We start from the raw sequence: 15,863 nt of genomic DNA, 5'->3' as shown, positions 1-15,863 counted from the left end.
AAGGAGAGGGGATCGGTGGGCGGCGGGTGAAGCACCCGTGCCGCCCGGCGACTCATCCAGTTCTACCGACACCCCCACCCCCTGGCAACGACCCCGATTACTAACCACCCTCGCAGAACGGGCGCGACGACCGTGGTCCGGGGGCCGTGGGGGAGGCGGCCGGGCGGGACGTTCCGGGGCCACTATCCCGCTTCGTATGTGACGTGGGTCCTGTGGGGCGCCTCACCGGCGACAGGCCTGAATGTCACGGTATGCAACCGATCGCACACCTTCGAGGACGTTCCAGCGCAGCGGGGTCGCGGGGGGGCGCTCGATGCATCCGTACCGGCGCGCACGCCGAACGGCCGCGCGCGGAGTTGCCGCGCCCGCAGGCCGGTGCTTGCTTGGACGGGAAGGGCTCCCGGACCGCCGGGGCCGCCTCGCACCAGGAGGACCCATGAAGTTCGCGCAGATCATCGACTTCGAAACCGAGCGCGCCGGCGAGATCCGCGAACTCATCCACCAGTACGAGCAGACGGCGCGGGCCGAAGGCCGCAAGGGCGGCCCCACGCATCGCACGCTACTGCGTGACCGGGCCAATCCGAACCGCTGGCTGGCCGTGGTCGAGTTCGACTCGTACGAGGACGCCATGGCCAACAGCGACGCGCCGGAGACGGCCGAGCTCGCCAAGCGACTCGCGGCACTCTGCACGCGGCCGCCCGCCTTCACGAACTGCGACGTGGAGGAGTCCGGGGACCTGTAGCCGACAACCGACCGCCGACCGCCGACAGCTCTCCGTCAGGTCACGAGCGCGTAGACGCCACTGGCCATGAGCCAGAGTCCGACCAGCAGCGAGAGGTTGACGATCAGCTGGTCCTGGTGGTGCTCGAGCCAGGTCCGCAGGCCGTCCAGCCGGGCGTGGGCGGTGTCCGGCGCCCGTACGGTGTACAGCTCCATGGCCAGGATGCTGAGGGTGGCCAACAGGCAGTAAGCGGTCAGGACGAGCCAGTCGGAGAGGGAGGAGAGGTCGGCGTCGACGGCCGTGGCGGCGCCGGCCCCCACCAGGGCCCAGGGCTGGAGCAGCCAGGCGAGTGCCGCGGCGGTGCCGAGCGAGGCGTTGTCGATGCGGGCCGTCCAGCTCGGCGGCTTGTGCGGGCGGGGCGGCCGCCGGAACCGGTACACGCCGAACATCACCAGGCCGACGCCGATCGCCAGCTTCGCCGCGACCACGGCGGTCGACGGCGCGCTGTGGTGGAGGAGAGGCGTCCCGCCGGTCAGCAGCACGACGCAGGCGATCACCACGACCAGGTTGGCCAGCCAGGACAGCAGGAAGGCGAGGCCCTTGCGCGCGCCGTGGCGTGATCCGAGCAGCAGGATGAAGCCGCTGTTGTGCAGCGGTCCGAGGGTGATGGCCATGCCGATCACGACCAGGTCGACGACCATCGGCACGACCACTCCCTGGGTTGCAGGCCGCCCGGTGTTCCCGGACGGGCGTTTCGCGCGGGCGCGCGCGGCGGGCATGGGTACCGGTGCCTGCCCGGCGCCGCTTCCCGACTCTGCGGCCCCCGGCCCGACGGGTCAAGCGGGCCACGCCGGTGTCCCCGCACGTCAGGACCCGGCGTCGGACGCGAAGACCCGGGCCCACGTGCGGGGCCGCGCTGCCCGTGGGGCAGGATGGCAGCCCGGGTCGAGTGCGACACCTGCTCGAACGGGGCTCCGTACAGCACGATCTGACAGGTGAAGAAGTGACGACACGACACATACGTCGGCCGGCGGTCCCCCTCGCCGTTCGCCCGGACACCCGCGCCTCGGAGGGGATCCTTTGAGCCGGGAACTCCTCCTGCACGACTGGGTGGTGGCCGCCATCGCGGTGGCGGCGGGTGTCGCGGCCGGGTTGCTGCTGCGCGCTCTCCTGCGGTGGCTGGGCGGGCACGCGAGCAGGACGGCATGGAGCGGGGACGACATCATCGTCGACGCACTCCGCACGCTCGCCCCCTGGGCCGCGGTCATCGGGGGCGCGGCCGCGGCGGCGTCGGCGCTGCCGCTCACCACGCGGGTCACGGGTCTCGTCAACGATTCGCTGATCGCCCTGCTGATCCTCATCGCCACGGTCTCGGCGGCCAGAGGTGTCGCGGGACTCGTACAGTCCCTGGCGCAGTCCCGTACGGGAGTGGCCGGGTCGGCCACCATCTTCGTCAACATCGCCCGTGTCGTCGTGCTCACCATGGGTGTGCTCGTCGCCCTCGAAACCATGGGCGTGTCCATCGCGCCGCTGCTGACGGCGCTCGGTGTGGGCGGTCTGGCGGTCGCCCTCGCGCTGCAGGACACCCTGGCCAACCTCTTCGCGGGTGTGCACATCCTCGCGTCGAAGACGGTGCAGCCCGGTGACTACATCCGGCTCAGCAGCGGCGAGGAGGGTTACGTCGTCGACATCAACTGGCGCAACACCGTGGTGCGCAACCTGTCGAACAACCTGGTGATCATCCCCAACGGCCGTCTCGCGCGGACGAACATGACCAACTTCACCCAGCCGGAACAGAAGCTCTCGATCCTGGTCCAGGTGGGCGTCGGGTACGACAGCGACCTGGAGCACGTCGAGCGGGTCACGCTCGACGTCGTCGACGGTGTGATGGCCGACGTGTCGGGCGGGGTCGCCGATCACGAGGCCGCCGTCCGCTTCCACACGTTCGCGGACTCCAGGATCAACTTCACGGTGATCCTGGGCGTGGGTGAGTTCAGCGACCAGTACCGGATCAAGCACGAGTTCATCAAGCGCCTGCACGAGCGCTACCGGGCCGAGGGCATCTCCATCCCCGCCCCCACGCGGACGGTCTCGGTGGAGTCCTGGGGGGCTCCGGTCCCCCACCAGCGCGATGCCGCGGCGTCGGTGCTGATGGGCAACGGGCTGGACTAGCCGCGCCCCGCGGTGGCCCCGGTGGCCGCCCCCGCCCCTCGGAAGGATCCGGGGGGCGAGGGGGCGGGAATCGCCTCCGGCAGCGATCGGGGCGCGCCGGGCCCGGCCTGCTCCCCCGTCGCCCGGCCGGTCCCCGTGGCGAAATCCGGCGGCGCCATCGCGCCGCGCCCCGGACAATGACCGCCATGACGGCCCTTCACACCAACCCCCTCTTCGCCCGCCTCGCGGACTGCGAACGCGTCCTGGTCGCGGGAGCCGGCGGGGGCTTCGACATCTACGCCGGGCTCCCCCTCGCCCTCTCCCTCATGCACCAGGGCAAGCGAGTACACCTGGCGAACCTCTCCTTCAGCTCCCTCGCCGGCCTGCCCGTCGAGGAGTGGGAGGCCCCCGATCTCGCCGCCGTCACCCCGCGTTCCGCGCCCCATCAGGTCTACTTCCCCGAGCGGACCCTGGCCCAGTGGTTGAGGATCCACGGCTATCCGGACACCGTGTACGCCTTCCCCCAGATCGGGGTGCAGCCGCTCAGGGCCGCCTACCGGGCCCTGATCGACCTGCACCGCATCGACGCGGTCGTCCTGGTCGACGGAGGTACGGACATCCTGATGCGGGGCGACGAAGCGGGTCTCGGCACGCCCGAGGAAGACCTGACCAGCGTCGCCGCACTGGCCGGGCTGGACGACGTACCGGAGCGCCTCGTCGTATCGGTGGGCTTCGGGGTGGACGCGTATCACGGGGTCAGTCACGCGCTGGTGCTGGAGAACATCGCGGCGCTGGAGCGCGACGGCGCCTACCTCGGCGCGTTCTCGATACCACGCGCCACCCGTGAGGGGGCGCTCTTCCTGGACGCCGTGGCCCACGCCCAGGAGCACACCCCGGAGCGTCCCAGCATCGTGAACGGGTCGATCGCCGCCGCCGTCCGCGGCGCCTTCGGCGACGTCCGGTTCACGAGCCGCACCGCCGGCAGCGAGTTGTTCGTGAACCCTCTGATGTCGCTGTGCTTCGCCTTCGACCTGCCGGGGCTGGCCGCACGCTGTCTCTACCTCGACCGCATCGAGGACACCCACCTGATGCGCCAGGTCCATTCACGGATCGCCGAATTCCGCGAGGACCTCGTCACCCGCCCGTCCCGCCGCATCCCGCACTGACGCAGCCGCGTCGGTCGTACGACTCCCCGGTCAACGCGGGCGGTTCGTACCGGTGATGGCGTCGAGGGCGTCGTGGAGGGTGTGGCCGTTCGGCGGGCGGTCGTGCCAGCGTGCGCCCACGTGGCCGTCGGGGCGGATGAGGAGTGCTCCGTGCGGCGGGAGGTTCCAGGCGTCTCGGTGCTCGTCGGCCAGGGTCTCGATGCGCAGTGGCCATGGGGCGGCGGATTGCCGCTCCCACGGGGTGGGGTCGGCGGTGAGCAGGGTGAACCATTCGCCGAGGGTGTCGAGGGTGGAGCGTTCGGGTGTGAGCCACAGGTGCGGCATGCGGTGGCCCGGCTCGGCGGTGGGGACGTAGTCCGCGGGCGTGTCGGACGGCTCGGGTGGGGCAACGCCGTCGGAGAGGACGGCCTCCGAGCGGTAGGCGACACCGAGGACGAGGCCGAGCTGGGCGAAGAACCGCTCGGCCCAGGGCAGTTCAACCTGGTCGGCCGCCGCCCCCCGGCCCGCTTGGAGCTGCTCGCGGCGCCGGCTCTGCACCCGCAGCGCGAGGTGGGTGTTGGCGACCGCTTGGCCGAGCGTCAGGTGGGCGACGGGCAGTCGCTCCGTCTCGTACGTGTCCAGCACCCCCGGTCCGGCCCACCCGTGGAGGACGCCCGCCAATTTCCAGCCCAGGTTGTGCGCGTCCGCGACGCCGGCGTTCATGCCCATTCCGCCGAAGACCGGGATCGCGTGCGCGGCATCACCGGCGAGCAGGATCCTGCCGTGGCGCAGGCGTTCGGCGACGAACGCGTTCATCACCCAGTGCTGGACGCGCAGCACGTCGGCTCGTACGTCGGCCTTGGGGCCGAGGGCGCGCGAGACTAGGTCGGACCAGTCGGTGCTCCCGGTGTCCTCGGGCGTGGGCCCGAGCCAGGCCCACCCGCCTTCGGGGTAGAGCGGGGCGAACGCTCCGTGCGAGGTGAAGTAGAGGCCCGCGGGCTGCTCGGCGGACCAGCGGCCGAGGTCGGCGTCGAACACGACCGTCGTGAAACCCGCCATCGCCCCGGGGCCGTCGGTCGCGATCCCCAGCCGTTGCCGGATGGTGGAGTTCGCGCCGTCGGCGGCGAGTACGTAGCGGGCGCGCACGCGGGTCTGTCCACCGCGCCGGTGGTCGGCGAGCACGGCCGTGACGCACTCGGGCCCTTCGGTCAGGTCGACGAGCTCCACGCCGAAGCGCACCTGCCCGTCCGCCGCGGCCAGCAGGGTGGGTTCCAGGCGGTCCTGCGAGGTGACCACGCCGATCACGGGGCTTTCGGGGATCGGTGCGTTGACCCCCACCATCGCGGCGGTGGCGAAGTCGCCGTCGTAGAGGGTGTCGCGGAAGCGGACGCGGCCGAACTTCGGCGCGAACGCGCGGGCGGCGATCTCGGCGTCGAGGCCGAGCTGGCGGAAGATCTCCATCGAGCGCGCGTTGACCAGGCGTGACCGGGGGAACGGCGACAGCTCCCGGTGCTTCTCCACGAGCAGGGTCCGCACGCCCCAGCGCTCCAGCAGGGCCCGGGCGGTGAGTCCGACCGGTCCACCGCCGACGATCAGTACGTCCACCTCGGTCGCCTCGGTGTTCGCCTCGGTGTTCGCCACGGACATGTCGGGCTCCTCCCGGTCACCTCGGTCTGGCAGGGCACCCCGCCATCCGCCATCCCACCCTGCCCCCGAGGGGATCGACCGCATTCACCCGTGGGGCGGCGCGCCGGGGCCGTACCGGCGCGAGGCCGGTCGGGGCGCGGCGACACGCCGTCCCTTCGGCAGGGCCACGGCCGCGAGCAGGAGTGCGATGCCCAGGGCACAGCTCGCGACCACGAAGGCGCCGGAGGTGGCCCCGGCGCTGACGATGCCGGACGCGTCCGCCGTGGCGCTGTCGACGGCGAGGACCACGGCTCCCGCGCTCGCCAGCCCGATCGCCCCGCCCAGTTGGCGGAGCGTCTGGCGCAGGACGGAGGCGTCGGCCCGTTCGTCGGCGGGGACCGCGCGCATCATCTCGGCGCTCAGAGCGGGAACCGGCAGGCCCATCCCCAGCCCCGCGAGGACCATCCCGGGGATCAGCCAGGGGTACTCGCGCGACGGCAGCGCGGCCGTCCAGGCCACCGCACCCAGCGTGGCGGCGGTCAGGCCCAGCAGGGCGGGCACCCGGATCGACCGGAAACGGTCCAGCAGGTACCCGGACAGGAGGGTCCCCGTCGTCAACGAAGCGACCAGGGGGATCAGGGAGGCTCCGGTGGCCGGCAGCGACAGGTCCATGGCCTGCCGCAGGAACAGCGTGCCGTGCACGATGACGATCAGCTGCGCGGCCTGCACCATGAAGGTGATCGCCACTTCCACGGCGTACGGGCGGATGAGCAGCAGCCGCAGGTCCACGAGGGGCCGCGGGGATCGCAGGACGAGTCGTACCGTCAGGGCCAGCGTCAGCGCGCCCGTCACCAGTGCGGTGAGCGTCCTCGGGTCGGTGACGCCCCAAACGCCGCACCGGTAGAGCCCCCAGACGAGCAGGCCCAGCGAGAGGATCACGGCGAGGGGCTGACCCGCGGTGAGCGTGCCGCCCTCGGCCTCGTCGCGTACGCGCGCCCGGCCGATCGCCCAGAGGGTCAGCGCGCCGACGGGCACGTTGACGAGGAAGACCGACCGCCATCCGAAGAACACGATGAGGGCGGCCCCCACCACGGGTCCCATGACGAAGAAGATCTGCGCGAGGCCCGCGTACGCGGCGAGCGCCCGGCCCCGTTCGCGCTCCTCGTACGCGTCCGCGATCAACGTCGTGGCCACCGGCAGCATCAGCGCGGCGCCCATGCCCTGCACGGCCCTCGCCGTGAGCAGGTACGGCCCCGCGACGTCACCGCCGGGCGCGAGTCCGCAGAGCGCGGAGGCGACCACGAACACCACGGTCCCGCACCGGAAGGTGCGCAGGAGGCCGAAGCGGCGTGATGTCATGGCTCCGACGGGCGCGAACGCGGCCAGGCTCAGGCTGTAGACGAGCACCACGGCGTGCATGAGGAACGTGGTGAAGCCCAGGCTCCGCGCCACCGGGTCGAGGGCGATGGCGACGACGGTCTGGTCCAGCATGACCATGCCCCCGGCGCAGCCCATGGCGGCGACGACGAACCGCGGGCGGGGCGAGGACGGGCCTTCGGCTGGGGGACGGCACGCGGGCGGCACTCGTGCCCAACGAGTGCGGGGCCCGCACGACATGGCCCGGCTCCGGCCGGATGGGGGTCGCGCGCTTCACCGCCCCGCCGCCGGAGCCGGTACGGCGAACCGCCCCTTCGCGGAGTGCGCTTCCGCGGAGGGGCGGTGTTCTCGGGCGTTCTCGCGTGTTCTCAGTCGGTGGCGGCCCGGAAGCCGCGCAGGCGCAGGCTGTTGCCGACCACGAAGACCGAGGAGAAGGCCATGGCGGCTCCGGCGATCATCGGGTTGAGCAGCCCTGCCGCGGCGAGCGGGAGGGCGGCGATGTTGTAGGCGAAGGCCCAGAACAGGTTCGAGCGGATGGTGCCGAGGGTCTTGCGGGCGAGGCGGATGGCGTCGGCCGCGGCCCGCAGGTCTCCTCGTACGAGGGTCAGGTCGCCCGCCTCGATCGCGGCGTCGGTGCCGGTTCCCATGGCCAGCCCCAGGTCGGCCTGGGCGAGTGCGGCCGCGTCGTTGACGCCGTCTCCGACCATGGCCACGCTGCGGCCCTCGGCCTGGAGCTTCTTGACGGCGTCGACCTTGTCCTGCGGCATGACCTCGGCGATGACCTGCTCGATGCCGACCTCGGCCGCGACGGCCTCGGCCACGGCCCGGTTGTCGCCGGTGAGGAGGATGGGGGTGAGGCCGAGCGAGCGCAGCCGCCGGATCGCCTCGGCGCTGGTCTCCTTGACCGCGTCGGCCACCTCCAGGACCGCGCGGGCCTCGCCGTCCCAGGCCACGGCGATGGCGGTACGGCCGGCCGCCTCGGCCCGGCCCTTCGCGCGCTCCAGGTGCACGGGAAGCTCGATGGCCCACTCGGCGAGGAGCTTTTCGCGTCCGACGAGGACGGCGTGTCCGTCCACGACGCCCTGGACGCCGAGGCCGGGGACGTTGGCGAAGTGTTCGGGGGTGGGCAGGGCCCCGGCCTTGGCGGCGGCGCCGGTGGCGACGGCCTGGGCGATGGGGTGCTCGGAGGCGTGCTCCAGCGCGCCCGCGAGGCGCAGGACTTCGGTCTCGTCGGTGTCGTCGGTGGTGTGGACGGCGAGGAGGGTCATCCTGCCGGTGGTCACGGTGCCGGTCTTGTCGAGGACGATGGTGTCGACCTTGCGGGTGGTCTCCAGGACTTCGGGGCCCTTGATGAGGATGCCGAGCTGGGCGCCCCGGCCGGTGCCGACCATCAGCGCGGTGGGGGTGGCCAGGCCCAGGGCGCAGGGGCAGGCGATGATCAGGACGGCGACGGCCGCGGTGAAGGCGGCCGTGAGTCCGGCGCCGGAGCCGAGCCAGAAGCCGAGGGTGGCCAGTGCGAGGCCGATGACGACGGGTACGAAGACCGCGGAGATCCTGTCCGCGAGGCGCTGGGCGGCGGCCTTTCCGTTCTGGGCGTCCTCGACGAGCTTCGCCATCCGGGCGAGTTGGGTGTCGGCGCCCACGCGGGTGGCCTCGACCACGAGTCGGCCGCCGGCGTTCAGGGTGGCACCGGTGACCGGGTCGCCGACGCCGACCTCGACGGGTACGGATTCGCCGGTGAGCATGGAGGCGTCCACGGCGGACGAGCCCTCGGCGACGATGCCGTCGGTGGCGATCTTCTCGCCGGGGCGGACCAGGAAGCGGTCCCCGACCTGGAGTTCCGCGGTCGGCACGGTGACCTCGCGGCCACCGCGCAGCACCGTGACCTCCTTGGCGCCCAGTTCCAGCAGTGCCTTGAGGGCGGCACCGGCCTTGCGCTTGGACTTGGCCTCGAAGTAGCGGCCGGCCAGGATGAAGGCGGTGACTCCGGCCGCCGCCTCCAGGTAGATGTTGCCGGCGCCGTCGGTGCGGGCGATCGTGAACTCGAAGGCGTGGGTCATGCCGGGCGTGCCGGCGGTGCCGAAGAACAGCGCCCACAGCGACCACAGGAACGCGGCTGTCGTACCCACCGAGATCAGGGTGTCCATGGTGGCCGCGCCGTGCCTGGCGTTGGTCCAGGCGGCACGGTGGAAGGGCCAGGCCGCGTAGGTGACCACGGGCGCGGCCAGGGTCAGCGAGAGCCACTGCCAGTACTCGATCTGGAGCGCGGGGACCATCGCCATCGCGATAACGGGGACGGCGAGGGACACGGCGGTGAGCAGGCGCTGACGGAGGGGGCGCAGTTCGTCGTGGTCCCCGGCAGGCTCTGCGGCGGCCCCCGCGCCGTCGTCACGGACCGGCGCGGGTTCGTGCGCGGTGTAGCCGGTGGCCTCGACGGTGGCTATCAGGTCCGCCACGGAGACGTCGTCCGCGGCGAAGGTGACCTTGGCCTTCTCCGTCGCGTAGTTGACGGTGGCCTCGACCCCGTCCATGCGGTTGAGCTTCTTCTCGATGCGGGCGGCGCACGAGGCGCAGGTCATGCCGCCGATGGCGAGTTCTACCTCGGCGGCGCCGACGGTGGTGGTCATGGGTGCTGCTCCTCGTTCGTGCGCGGGAGGGGTGGGAAGGGCCGGGGCCCGGTCGGGCGGGGCCTGGAGCGGACGGGCCCCGGCAGCGGGACGGTCGGGGCCGCGCGTCAGGCGGCGCGGCCGGCCGGTTCGTAGCCGGCGTCGTCGATCGCCGCCGCGATGGCGGGGTCGTCGGGCTCGCCGACGGTGATCACCGTGACCAGGCCGCCGGCCAGGTCCACGTCGACGGAGACGACGCCGTTGAGGGCGCCGACCGCGGCGGTGATGGCCGTACGGCAGTGTCCGCAGGTCATCCCCGAGACGCGGTAGGCGGTGCTGACGGTGGCGTCCGGGGCGGCGATGGCGACGGCGGTCGCCGTCCCGGCCGTCGTGCCGGCCGTCGTGCCGCAGGTGCCTTCGGGAGTACAGCAGGACATGGATCTCTCCTTCGCTCGGATACCTGGAGGGGGTATCGGTTTGAACGCCCTCAGATATACCCCCCTCAGGTATCGAGCGCAAGGGGATCACCCCGCTTGACTTGATACCCCTGGGGGGTATGGTGACGAGCGTCGGCAGCCGCCGCAGCACCCCCACCCCTCGCACGGGAGAGCAGACATGAACACCGGACTGAGGATCACCGCCTTCGCCGCCGCGCTCACGGCGGCCTTCGCAACCGCGTACGGAGTCGGCAAGGGGGTCGGCCCGATGGGCGCCCCGGAGAAGGCGGACCACTCGGGCCACTCCGCACAGGCGGGCACGCCGAGCGGAGGCGGGGACGGACACGGCAGCCCCCGGGAAGCGGCCCTGGCGTCCGCGCCCGGCGGCCTTCAGGTCTCGGACGCCGGCTACACGCTGTCCCTGGACACGCGGCAGGCCGGGCCAGGCCCCGCCGAGCTCAGGTTTTCGATCAAGGACCGTGACGGCCGCAAGGTCACGGCGTACAAGACCGAGCACGGCAAGGAACTGCACTTCATCGTCGCGTCGCGCGACCTGACGGTCTACCGCCATCTCCACCCGGTCCGGGCCGCCGACGGAACGTGGTCGACGCCGGTGGACCTGCCCGCGGCGGGCGGCTACAAGGCCTTCGCCGACTTCACCCCCGCCGCCGACGGCGCGCAGGGCGTCACCCTCGGCGCGGATCTGTCCGTACCCGGCTCGTACGCGCCCGCGCCGATGCCACCGGCCGCCGGGACGGCGGAGGTCGAGGGCTACGGCGTCACACTGGGCGGCACCCTGGATCCGGGCAGGGCGAGCGAGCTCAGGCTCACCGTCGGCAAGGACGGGAAACCCGTCACGAACCTGGAGCCCTACCTCGGCGCGTACGGCCACCTCGTCGCCCTGCGGGACGGGGACCTCGCCTACCTCCACGTCCACCCCAACCCGGGCGGCCCCGGGCCCGAGGTCTCCTTCACCGCCACGGCCCCGAGCGCCGGGACGTACCGGCTGTTCCTGGACTTCCAGCACGAGGGGAAGGTCCGGACTGCGGCCTTCACCGTCCAGGCGGGCGGGCCCGCCGGCGCCACGACCGGCGCGGATACCTCCGCCGCGAGCGCGGCCGCGGACGGGCAGAGCGGGCACTCCCACTGACCGCCTGCTCCATCCGGGAGCGGGAGGCCGAGTCGGGGCCGCTACCCGCGGGCGCGCGACCGATCGGCGGTAGGGTGCGCCGCGTGTCCGAGCATCAGCGCGATCTCGCCGGTTACGGCGCCGAGCCGCCGCACGCCGCCTGGCCCGGCGGGGCCCGCGTCGCCGTCAGCCTCGTACTCAACTACGAGGAGGGCGCGGAGCAGAACGTCCTCGAGGGGGACTCCGGCTCCGAGGGGTACCTGCACGAGATCGTCGGCGCGCCCCCCGTGCTGGGCGGGCGGGACCTGAACGTCGAGTCGATGTTCGCCTACGGCTCGCGCGCCGGGTTCTGGCGCATTCACCGCACCCTGGCGGCGCACGGTGCGCCGCTCACCGTCCACGCGGTGGGCCGGGCGCTGGAGCGCAATCCGGACGCGGCGCGTGCGATGGGCGCCGCCGGATGGGAGGTGGCGGGCCACGGCTGGCGGTGGTTCGACTACCGGCACGTCCCCGAGGACGTGGAGCGCGCCGACATCGTCCGCTCGGTCCGGACCATCGAGCGGCTCGTCGGACGCCGGCCCGTCGGGTGGTACACCGGCCGTACGAGCCACAGCACGCGGCGGCTCGTCGCCGAGGAGGGCGGCTTCCTCTACGACTCGGACGACTACTCCGACGACCTGCCGTTCTACGTGGAGGCGGCCGGCCGGCCGCACCTCGTGCTTCCCTACGGCCTCGACACCAACGACTTCAAGTTCCTGATCGTGCACGGCTTCACCACCGCCGACGACATGCTCGCGTACCTCGTCGACGCGTTCGACGTCCTGCACGCCGAGGGCGCCGACCGCCCGCGCATGATGAGCGTCGGCACGCACTGCCGGATCATCGGACGGCCCGGCCGGATCCGCGCCCTCGACGGCTTCCTGAAGCACGTCGCGCAGCGCGGCGGGGCGTGGGTCGCGACGCGCGAGCAGATCGCGCGTCACTGGCTCGCGATGCACCCGCCACCGCGCTGAACCTCGGGGACGGACGCGTCAGTGCGGCGTGCCCGTGGTGAAGAAGGCCTTCAGGACGGGTGCGAGAGCGTGCGGATCGACGGCGTGGCCCTGACCCGGGAGGGCGTGCAGGGTGTAGTTGTCACCGAGGGAGGCGAGTTCCTTCGCACCGTTGGCCATGTACGTCTCACCCGCGCTGCCGTAGCCGACGAGGACGGGAATCCGTACGGACTGCCAGCGGTCGGCCGGCAGCGGGCGTCCGGTCATGGTGTCGCTCATCAGCCGGCCGTCGTACGGCAGGGTCGGGGAGGTGGCCTCCCAGGCCGCCCAGACCGGGGTGTCCCGCATCGCGGCGACGGCTTCGCCGTTCAGGCCCAGCCCGGCGGCCAGGAAGTAGGCGAGGGCCTCGGACCTCTCCCCCCGTGCGATGAACTCCGTCACCCGCTCGACGTAGTCGGCCGGCATCGGGGCACGGGTGCCGTCGACGACGAACGGCGGCTCGTACAGGGCCAGAGCGGAGACGGCACTGCCCCGCGCCACCGCCTCCAGTGCCAGGACCGCTCCGGAGGACATCCCGAACAGCAGCACCGGCCCGCCCACCCGCTCGATCAGCGCGTCCAGGTCGTCGATCTCGCGCTGCACGTCGTAGACGGGGTGGTCACCGCTGTCGCCGCGCCCCCTGCGGTCGTAGTTGACGACGCTGAAGTCCTCGGCCAGCAGCGACGCGAGCGGTGCGTGCCGCACCTGGGTCATCAACGTGCCGCCGACGAGGATCACCGTCGGCCCCGCGTCTCCGTGCCGCTCGTAGGCGATGACCGTACCGTCGGACGAAACCACCTTGGACATGCCGAACTCCCCCCGTTCTCCGGCCGCTTCGGGAGCCCGCCACCATGCCAGGCGCTCGTCCCGAGCGGTCTACGTCCCGGACGTTACGCCCCGCAGCCGGCGGGGGGACCTGTAGGGACGAACAAGATCATCGACCGGTGGCCTGGCCGAACCGCCACCCGACAACCCGAGCGGCTTGCTCAATGCCCTTCGGGGAGGCCCGGCGTACCGGGCGGCAGGCCCGGCGGGAGGCTTCTCTCGTTCAGCTCGGGCAGCGCGGTGACCGCATCGGTACACAGGCCGTAGGTGTACAGGGTCACCCGCTCGGTGGCATTGCTCCTGCCGGTGACGTACCAGCCTTTCGGCCCGTGGTTCCACGCGATGGAGCTTGCGCTCATGACGAAGGCCCCGGCGTCCCTGAACGCGAGGAAGCCGCCTCCGCCCGTGACGAGCCGCCCGGCCGGGCAGTCGTCCGTCCTCGCGGTGACGACCTGCCCCGGATCCACTTCCGTGTGGCCCCACACCACATAAGTCGTGATCTGGCGTTGGGCCGACACCTCGGCCGGGCCTTGCTGGGCGTACGAGATTCCGGCGCCGGCGGCAAGGGCCGCGGCGGCCGCCAGGGCCGCCGTGTGAATCAGTCGCATGATGACCTCCCGAACGAGCGACGTGTCCAGGAGGTCCTATTGCCCCCGCGACCTCGTCCGCCCGCCGCCGTCACGCGAATACCCCAAGCAGAATCGATCCACCATCGGCGCTTCGGGTGAACGACCTCCTCCGTTGCGACTATGCCCCGCGGCCGCCCCTCAAGGCCTGGATGAGCCAGGGGTACACCGGGGTCAGGTCCGGTACCACCTGCCAGCCGTTGACGATCCACACCAGCCGCCAGTACCGGTCCACCCGGGGATCGTGGGCCTCTTCGAACCGGTGGGCCATCCAGTGCCGGAATTCCGAGTCGGGGGCGCGCTCGAACACCTCGGCGAAGCGGTGCACGAGGTCGTCGACGACGGGTACGGCCCGGTCGCCGAGCGGGTCGATGCCCGATTCCATGGCCTCGGCCACCTTCTGGCGGACGAGGTCCATCAGGCCCTCGCCGGCCTCGCTCTCGATGTCGAGCCCGCCGCCAGTGGCCTGGCGCGTGGCCGTGCGGCGCATCCGCGCCCGGAACTCCTCGTCGCCGACCAGCTCGGCGAGCTCCACCCACGCGGCGACCTGCTCGCCGGACGGGTCGTCGGGGAGTTCGGGAGTTGCGGCTCGGACCATCGCCGCCTCGGCCGCCCGGTCGCCTTCCGGCGCGCCGGCGCTGCCGGTGATGCCGAACGTCCCGTCCATGAAATCGTCGATCAGACGCCGGCGTTCCTCGCCGGACAACTGCGTGAGCTTGTGCACGAGCTTGATCCCCTCGGGGCCGGACCCGCTCGCGGCCACGGCTCTGAGAACGCTCCGACGCAGTTGCAGCACCCGGATCCGGGCATCCACGGCATCGGCGTGCGCCGAGGCGACTTCCGCCACCGTGAGTTCACGGTCCAGCACCCGCTGGATCGTGGCCAGGTCCAAGCCCAGCTCACGCAGTGTGCGCAGGAGTTCCAGACGAAGCTGTGCGTCGAGGCCGTAGAGCCGGTAACCGGCGGGGCTTCTGGTGGTCGGCGCCACCAACCCCGAGTCGGAGTAGAACCGGATGGTCCTCACGGGCAGGCCGGTCCGTCGGGAGAGTTCCCCGATCGAGCAGAGGGTCGTGGCGTCCATGTCCCCCACTGTGCCGTCTCCGGTCACTGGAGACTCAAAGGCGTTTCCCCGCAACGGGTGCCAGGGCCGCCGGCAGCCTGCGCAGCGGAAGAGGGTCCACGACGGTTCGGCCGCCGGGGCCGATGGCGCGGGTCCGCACCACCACACCGGGTCGACCGAGGTGTTCCACGTCGTGGTGGGCGCCGCCCGGTTCCGGATTCCCGTATGAACCTCGTCCACGCCTGTCTGCGCGACGGCACCGGTGGCAGCCCCACCGCGGTGGTGCCGGACGACGAACGGCTGGGCGACGAGGACCGCAGGTGCGTGCCCGCGGAACACGGGACCTCGCACGCCGTCTTCCTCCGGGTGCCGCGCCGGGGCACGCCCGGGCCGCCCGGAGTCGGCATCCGGTTCTTCACCTCCGAGGGCGAGCTGCCCGCCTGCGGGCACGGCACGGTCGTCGCACTGGCCTTCCTCGCCTCCCGGGCCCGGGCCGAGGCCGGGGCCGGGGTCGACGCCGGGGCGGAGTACCGGGTCGCCTTCCGGACGCCCACACGCGCGTTCGACGGCTGGGCCGTGCGGAACGGGGCGCTCATAGAGGCGGCATTCGACCCCGGCCCCGTCGGTCTTCGTCCCCCGACCGCCGCCGAGCGGGACTCGACGCTCGCGCCACTCGGCATCGCCGCGGAGGAGGCCGCGCCCGGGGTGCGGGTCGCCGGGGTGGGCCGGGAGCGCCTGCTGGTGCCCGTACCGAGCCGCGTCGTGCTCGCCGCCATGGACCCGGACCTCGACGGGCTCCGTGACGCCTGCGACCGTCTGGGCCTGCTGGGTGCGTACGTCTACTCGCCGCCCTCGGCGTCGGGCGAGCCGGCGGCCCGGATGTTCGCGCCGTCGATCGGGGTCCCGGAGGACATCGCCAACGCGAACAGCACCGCCTGCCTGGCCGCCCGCCTGGCGCGGCCGGGCACCACGCGCATCGCCGTCGACATGGGCGATGCGGTCGGCAGCCCCGCCACCATCACCGCCTCGGCACGCCTCGGGCCTTCGGGCCTCCGGATCCGCGTGGGAGGCACCGCCACGACCGTCGGCCTCCGAGTGGCCGGTCGCCACGAGGCCTGACAGGCTGTCG

14 protein-coding genes are annotated in these 15,863 nt (G+C 72.6%); 6 read left to right on the top strand and 8 right to left on the bottom strand.

The window, feature by feature from the left end; all coding sequences use genetic code 11:
• Nucleotides 1-436: 436 nt before the first annotated feature.
• Entirely contained in the window at nucleotides 437-742 is a 306-nt protein-coding gene (locus ACIQ5Y_RS21000) for a hypothetical protein (RefSeq protein ID WP_403882269.1), read from the top strand.
• A gap of 35 nt (nucleotides 743-777) precedes the next feature.
• Here the strand turns inward: ACIQ5Y_RS21000 and ACIQ5Y_RS20995 are convergent, their stop codons facing one another.
• Entirely contained in the window at nucleotides 778-1,422 is a 645-nt protein-coding gene (locus ACIQ5Y_RS20995) for a GAP family protein (protein ID WP_403882299.1), read from the bottom strand.
• A 379-nt stretch (nucleotides 1,423-1,801) separates the two neighbouring features.
• Between ACIQ5Y_RS20995 and ACIQ5Y_RS20990 the strand changes: the two genes are divergently transcribed.
• Both ACIQ5Y_RS20990 and ACIQ5Y_RS20985 read left to right on the top strand, forming a co-directional pair.
• Complete coding sequence (locus tag ACIQ5Y_RS20990) at nucleotides 1,802-2,893, top strand: mechanosensitive ion channel family protein (protein ID WP_403882266.1); 1,092 nt, start codon at nucleotides 1,802-1,804, stop codon at nucleotides 2,891-2,893.
• 185 nt (nucleotides 2,894-3,078) lie between these two features.
• Nucleotides 3,079-4,038: a DUF1152 domain-containing protein gene (locus tag ACIQ5Y_RS20985; RefSeq protein WP_403882263.1), complete on the top strand. Its 960-nt coding sequence runs from the start codon at nucleotides 3,079-3,081 to the stop codon at nucleotides 4,036-4,038.
• A 30-nt stretch (nucleotides 4,039-4,068) separates the two neighbouring features.
• Here ACIQ5Y_RS20985 and ACIQ5Y_RS20980 read toward each other — a convergent pair whose 3' ends face one another.
• The 4 genes from ACIQ5Y_RS20980 to ACIQ5Y_RS20965 form a co-directional block, all read right to left on the bottom strand.
• Nucleotides 4,069-5,664 carry an FAD-dependent monooxygenase gene (locus ACIQ5Y_RS20980; RefSeq protein WP_403882260.1) on the bottom strand — a complete coding sequence of 532 codons (1,596 nt, stop codon included), beginning with the start codon at nucleotides 5,662-5,664 and terminating at the stop codon, nucleotides 4,069-4,071.
• An 84-nt stretch (nucleotides 5,665-5,748) separates the two neighbouring features.
• Nucleotides 5,749-7,140, bottom strand: coding sequence for an MFS transporter (locus ACIQ5Y_RS20975; protein ID WP_403882257.1), 1,392 nt, complete (start codon nucleotides 7,138-7,140; stop codon nucleotides 5,749-5,751).
• Nucleotides 7,141-7,388: 248 nt separating this feature from the next.
• The gene (locus tag ACIQ5Y_RS20970; RefSeq protein ID WP_403882254.1) at nucleotides 7,389-9,647 is read right to left on the bottom strand and encodes a heavy metal translocating P-type ATPase; all 2,259 of its coding nucleotides are present in this window, start codon (nucleotides 9,645-9,647) and stop codon (nucleotides 7,389-7,391) included.
• A gap of 107 nt (nucleotides 9,648-9,754) precedes the next feature.
• Nucleotides 9,755-10,063, bottom strand: a complete 309-nt coding sequence (locus tag ACIQ5Y_RS20965; RefSeq protein WP_403882251.1) for a cation transporter — start codon at nucleotides 10,061-10,063, stop codon at nucleotides 9,755-9,757.
• Between the two features lie 178 nt (nucleotides 10,064-10,241).
• Here ACIQ5Y_RS20965 and ACIQ5Y_RS20960 point away from each other — a divergent pair, with 178 nt between their 5' ends.
• The gene (locus ACIQ5Y_RS20960) at nucleotides 10,242-11,213 is read left to right on the top strand and encodes a hypothetical protein (protein ID WP_403882247.1); all 972 of its coding nucleotides are present in this window, start codon (nucleotides 10,242-10,244) and stop codon (nucleotides 11,211-11,213) included.
• An 83-nt stretch (nucleotides 11,214-11,296) separates the two neighbouring features.
• Nucleotides 11,297-12,205: an allantoinase PuuE gene (gene puuE / locus ACIQ5Y_RS20955; RefSeq protein ID WP_403882244.1), complete on the top strand. Its 909-nt coding sequence runs from the start codon at nucleotides 11,297-11,299 to the stop codon at nucleotides 12,203-12,205.
• A gap of 18 nt (nucleotides 12,206-12,223) precedes the next feature.
• Here puuE and ACIQ5Y_RS20950 read toward each other — a convergent pair whose 3' ends face one another.
• From ACIQ5Y_RS20950 to ACIQ5Y_RS20940, 3 genes are all read right to left on the bottom strand, one after another.
• Nucleotides 12,224-13,030 (bottom strand): alpha/beta fold hydrolase, encoded by an 807-nt coding sequence (locus tag ACIQ5Y_RS20950; protein WP_403882241.1) that lies wholly within the window; start codon nucleotides 13,028-13,030, stop codon nucleotides 12,224-12,226.
• A 179-nt stretch (nucleotides 13,031-13,209) separates the two neighbouring features.
• The gene (locus ACIQ5Y_RS20945) at nucleotides 13,210-13,656 is read right to left on the bottom strand and encodes a hypothetical protein (RefSeq protein ID WP_403882238.1); all 447 of its coding nucleotides are present in this window, start codon (nucleotides 13,654-13,656) and stop codon (nucleotides 13,210-13,212) included.
• Between the two features lie 139 nt (nucleotides 13,657-13,795).
• On the bottom strand, nucleotides 13,796-14,755 hold the full coding sequence (locus ACIQ5Y_RS20940; protein ID WP_403882235.1) for a MerR family transcriptional regulator: 960 nt from the start codon (nucleotides 14,753-14,755) through the stop codon (nucleotides 13,796-13,798).
• Between the two features lie 204 nt (nucleotides 14,756-14,959).
• Here ACIQ5Y_RS20940 and ACIQ5Y_RS20935 point away from each other — a divergent pair, with 204 nt between their 5' ends.
• Nucleotides 14,960-15,853 carry a PhzF family phenazine biosynthesis protein gene (locus ACIQ5Y_RS20935; RefSeq protein WP_403882232.1) on the top strand — a complete coding sequence of 298 codons (894 nt, stop codon included), beginning with the start codon at nucleotides 14,960-14,962 and terminating at the stop codon, nucleotides 15,851-15,853.
• The last annotated feature ends 10 nt before the right edge of the window (nucleotides 15,854-15,863 follow it).

Origin of the sequence: Streptomyces sp. NPDC096339 (assembly GCF_044762985.1) — a bacterium.
Lineage (GTDB): Bacteria > Actinomycetota > Actinomycetes > Streptomycetales > Streptomycetaceae > Streptomyces.
Note: the sequence above shows the minus strand (reverse complement) of the source record. Positions and strands in the feature narration are given on the sequence as shown.